Here is a 3964-nt window from a genome sequence, read left to right as displayed (position 1 = left end):
TCACCGGCGTCACGGCCTGGCACTCGGACAAGGTGCTGACCATGCGGCCCGGCGACTCGACGGTTTTCGCCGGGCGCACCATCACGCTGGAGTCCGTTGGCCTTGCGGACGGCCCCAACTACCAGGCCCGTCAGGCGCGGTTCGATATCACCGGAAAGGGCGGACCCTACACGCTGGTGGCCGAGCGGCGCGCCTACGCCACCAGCCAGACCACCGAGGCCGCGATCCATGTGACCCCACTCGGAAACCTCTACATCTCGGGCGGCGATGAGCAGGACGGCGGGATCGTGGTCAGGCTGTGGGACCATCCGCTGATCGTCTGGATCTGGATCGGCGGTTTCGTCATGGCGTTCGGCGGCCTGGTATCGCTCTGCGACCGGCGCCTCAGGTTGGGCGTGGCGGCCCGGACGCCGCGGCCCGCCCTGGTCCCGGCGCCGGCGGAATGAGACGTGCGCTCGCCTTGCTGCCGGTGGGCCTGTTCGTGCTGGTCCTGCTGGGCTTCATGGTCGGCCTGCGGCGCGATCCGTCGATCCTGCCCTCGATGCTGATCGGCAAGCCTCTGCCGGCTTTCGCGCTGGCGCCGCTGCGGCCCGGCGAACCGGGTTTTGCAGCCGCCGATCTCTCGGGAGAGCCGGTGCTGCTGAACGTCTTCGCGTCGTGGTGCGGTCCCTGCAAGGAGGAGCATCCCGTCCTGCTGCAGCTCAAGTCGCAAGGCGTGAAGATCGTCGGCCTCGACTGGAAGGAAGACCCATCGGCCGGCGCCCGCTGGCTGGCGGACAATGGCGACCCCTATGTGCAGGCCGGAAACGACGCCAGCGGCCGCACGGGCATCGACCTGGGCGTCTCCGGGGTGCCCGAGACCTTCGTCCTCGATCGGAAGGGCCGCGTCCGCTACCGTCAGGTGGGCGCCATCACGCCAGAGGTCTGGAGCCAGACGATCGCGCCCTTGATGGCCAAGCTGCAGGCCGAGTCATGAGGCGTCTCGCCCTGATCGGGGCGGCCGCCCTGGCGCTGGCCGGCCCGGCGCTGGCGGTGACGCCGGACGAGCAGTTGAAGGATCCGGCGCAAGAGGCGCGCGCGCGGGCGCTCAGCCAGGAGCTGCGCTGCCTGGTCTGCCAGAACCAATCGATCGACGATTCCGCCGCGCCGCTCGCCCACGATCTGCGGGTGATCCTGCGGGAACGGATCGCGGCGGGGGACAGTGACAAGCAGGCGGTGGACTATCTGGTCGCCCGCTATGGCGACTTCGTGCTGCTGAAGCCGCCGTTCCAGCCGGACACCTGGGCGCTCTGGCTAGGGCCGTTGGCGGTGCTGATGCTGGGCGGGGCGGGCGTGGCGGTCTACATGCGCGGACGCGCGGCGCGCGCCGATTCACCGCTCTCCGTCGCGGATGAGGCGGAGGCGGCGCGGCTGCTGGCGGCGGACAAAGGCGACTGATGCTCTGGATGATCCTGACCCTGATGGTTGCGCTGGCCGCCGTCGGCCTGGCCATCCCGCTGGTGCGCCGCCACGACGCCGCGCGCACGGCCCGCGGCTCGGTGGCCGAGGTGCTGAAGGGCCAGATCGGCGAGATCGAGGCGCAGGCCGCCACTGGCGCGCTGCCGCCCGACGAAGCCGAGGCGCTGAAGGCCGACGTCAAGCGCCGCGTCCTGGCCGAAGGCAAGGAGCCCGACGCGCCTGCCCGACCCCTCAGCGAGCGCACCCTGTTGATCCTGGCCCTGGGCCTGGTCGCCGTCGTGGTCCTGGCCGCCACCGGCCTCTATCTGAAGATCGGCCGGCCCGACGCAGAGGCCGGCGGCGCCCCCGTGGCCGCCGCCGCGAGCGGCGCGCTGCCGCCGGGCCATCCGAACGGCGAGGTGGCCTCGATGATCGGCCAGCTTGAGCAGCGCATGAAGGCTTCGCCCAATGACGCCGAGGGATGGCGGATGCTGGGCTGGTCCTACCTGCAGGTGGGCCGCAACGCCGACGCCGCCACGGCCTACGGCCGCGCCGTGGCCCTCGATCCTCACAATGGCGAGTACCTCTCCGCTCAGGGCGAGGCCACGGTGCTGGCCGCCCAGGGCCAGGTGACGCCGGCGGCGGAGGACATCTTCAGGAAGGCCGTCTCGCTGGACGCCGGCGACCCGCGCGCCCGCTACTACCTGGCCATCGCCAAGGACCAGAAAGGCGACGCCAAGGGCGCCATGGACGACTGGATCGCGCTGCTGAAGAGCGCGCCGCCGGACGCGCCCTGGGCGCCTGAGGTGCGCACCTTCGTCGAGAAGGTCGCCCAGGAGCGCCATGTCGACCTCGCGGGCCGTCTGCCGCCGGAGCCGGCGGCCATGGCGCGAGGCGAGGCGGGTCCTCCCGCCTCAGCCCCCGGCCCGACCTCAGATCAGGTCGCCGCCGCCGGCCAGATGAGCGCCGAGGGCCGCCAGTCGATGATCGAGGGCATGGTCGCCAAACAGGCCGCCAGCCTGAAGGCCAATCCCCGTGACCTGGAAGGCTGGGAGCGGTTGATCCGCGCGCGGATGGTGCTGGGCCAGACGGCCGAGGCGACCCAGGCCTATCACGACGCGGCCCGGGCCTTCGCCGGATCGCCGGCCGATCAGGCGGCTCTGCGCCAGACGGCTGCGGGCCTTGCGGTGCCTGGCGTCTGAAAACGCAGGTACGCGTTTGACGTGTGGTTAACTTCACGCGTCCAGGATGTCCCTCAACGATATTGGGGGGATAGCTGTTGAGCGAAACTGCCGACAGCATTCAGGCCGCGCCTGGACAGACCTCGGGGCTCGCGCTCTATGCGGCTTCCATGCGCAACCTGTTGCCGCGGCTGGTCTCCAGCACGGCGGTGGGGGCCGTCGCGGCCTGCTATCTCGGCTGGGGCTGGACGCTGGCCTGGTCGGCCTGCGTCTGGCTGGCCCTGTGGACCGGATCGCTGCTGATGCGCGCCGCCGGGGCCCGGGAGCGGCTTCCGGGAACCCATCCGCTCAACGTCGCGCTCGGCGCCAACAGCTTCCTGAGCGGGGCGTTGCAGGCGGTGATCGTCATCGCCTTGTGGCGGCATGGCGGCCACGCGCCCCAGGCCTTCGCGCTGATCACCGCGTTCATCGGCGGATCCTACATCCTGCTGCAGTACTACGCCGACCTGACGCTGTTCCGCATTCTGCTGTCCCCCTACGTCGGGGCCTTGGCCTACATCGCCTGGACCCTGGGCGTGGCGGCGCACTGGGACGCCCCGGTGATGGTGGCCATCGGGGCCGGCACGGTCAGCCTGATCAACTTCTTCCATCTGTCGCGCCGGCTGCTCGACCGGTCGCGCTCGGCGCTGCGCCAGGCCCGCCAGCGGGCGCGCGACGGAGAGTTGGCTGCAGAGTCGGCCAACGCCGCCAAGTCGACCTTCCTGGCCACGATGAGCCACGAGATCCGCACGCCGCTGAACGGGGTGCTGGGAATGGCCCAGGCGATGGCCGGAGATGCGCTCACCGAACGCCAGCGCGACCGGCTGAGCGTCATCCACCGTTCCGGCGAGAGCCTGCTGGCGATCCTCAACGACGTGCTCGATCTGTCGAAGATCGAGGCCGGCAAGCTGGAGTTGGAGCAGCTGGAGTTCGAGCTGGCCGACGTGGCGCGCGGCGCCTATTCGGCCTTCACAGCTCTGGCCAACAAGAAGGGCCTTTCGTTCGCCCTCGACATCGAGGCCGCGCGGGGCCGCTATCTGGGCGACCCGACGCGGCTGCGCCAGATCCTCTACAACCTGATCTCCAATGCGCTGAAGTTCACCGAGCAGGGCGAAATCCGCGTCACCGCCCGGCGTGATGGCGAGACGCTGGAGCTGTCGGTGAAGGACACCGGCGTCGGTATCCCGCCGGAGAGCCTGTCGAAGCTGTTCGCCAAGTTCGACCAACTGGACTCATCCACCACTCGCCGCTTCGGCGGCACCGGCCTGGGCCTGGCGATCTGCCGCGAACTCGCCCAGCTCATGGCT

General features: G+C 70.5%; 5 protein-coding genes. All 5 read left to right on the top strand.

Annotation, left to right across the window (positions count from 1 at the left end):
• A partial coding sequence (locus tag E8A12_RS07470; RefSeq protein WP_293367291.1) for a cytochrome c-type biogenesis CcmF C-terminal domain-containing protein occupies nucleotides 1–446 on the top strand: 446 nt, incomplete at its 5' end.
• Nucleotides 443–976: a DsbE family thiol:disulfide interchange protein gene (locus E8A12_RS07465; RefSeq protein WP_293367290.1), complete on the top strand. Its 534-nt coding sequence runs from the start codon at nucleotides 443–445 to the stop codon at nucleotides 974–976. The genes E8A12_RS07470 and E8A12_RS07465, both read left to right, overlap by 4 nt.
• The gene (locus E8A12_RS07460) at nucleotides 973–1437 is read left to right on the top strand and encodes a cytochrome c-type biogenesis protein (RefSeq protein ID WP_293367289.1); all 465 of its coding nucleotides are present in this window, start codon (nucleotides 973–975) and stop codon (nucleotides 1435–1437) included. The genes E8A12_RS07465 and E8A12_RS07460 overlap by 4 nt, the downstream gene beginning before the upstream one ends.
• A complete protein-coding gene (gene ccmI / locus E8A12_RS07455; RefSeq protein ID WP_293367288.1) occupies nucleotides 1437–2639 on the top strand; it encodes a c-type cytochrome biogenesis protein CcmI in 1203 nt (400 codons plus the stop codon). The genes E8A12_RS07460 and ccmI overlap by 1 nt, the downstream gene beginning before the upstream one ends.
• Nucleotides 2640–2716: 77 nt before the next feature.
• A partial coding sequence (locus tag E8A12_RS07450; RefSeq protein WP_293367287.1) for an ATP-binding protein occupies nucleotides 2717–3964 on the top strand: 1248 nt, incomplete at its 3' end.

This window comes from Phenylobacterium sp. (assembly GCF_004799395.1).
GTDB lineage: Bacteria > Pseudomonadota > Alphaproteobacteria > Caulobacterales > Caulobacteraceae > Phenylobacterium.
Note: the sequence above shows the minus strand (reverse complement) of the source record. Positions and strands in the feature narration are given on the sequence as shown.

Coding starts and splice junctions, on each gene's coding strand:
- ccmI (WP_293367288.1), top strand. CDS start 1,437: ATGCTCTGGATGATCCTGACCCTGATGGTTGCGCTGGCCGCCGTCGGC.
- E8A12_RS07460 (WP_293367289.1), top strand. CDS start 973: ATGAGGCGTCTCGCCCTGATCGGGGCGGCCGCCCTGGCGCTGGCCGGC.
- E8A12_RS07465 (WP_293367290.1), top strand. CDS start 443: ATGAGACGTGCGCTCGCCTTGCTGCCGGTGGGCCTGTTCGTGCTGGTC.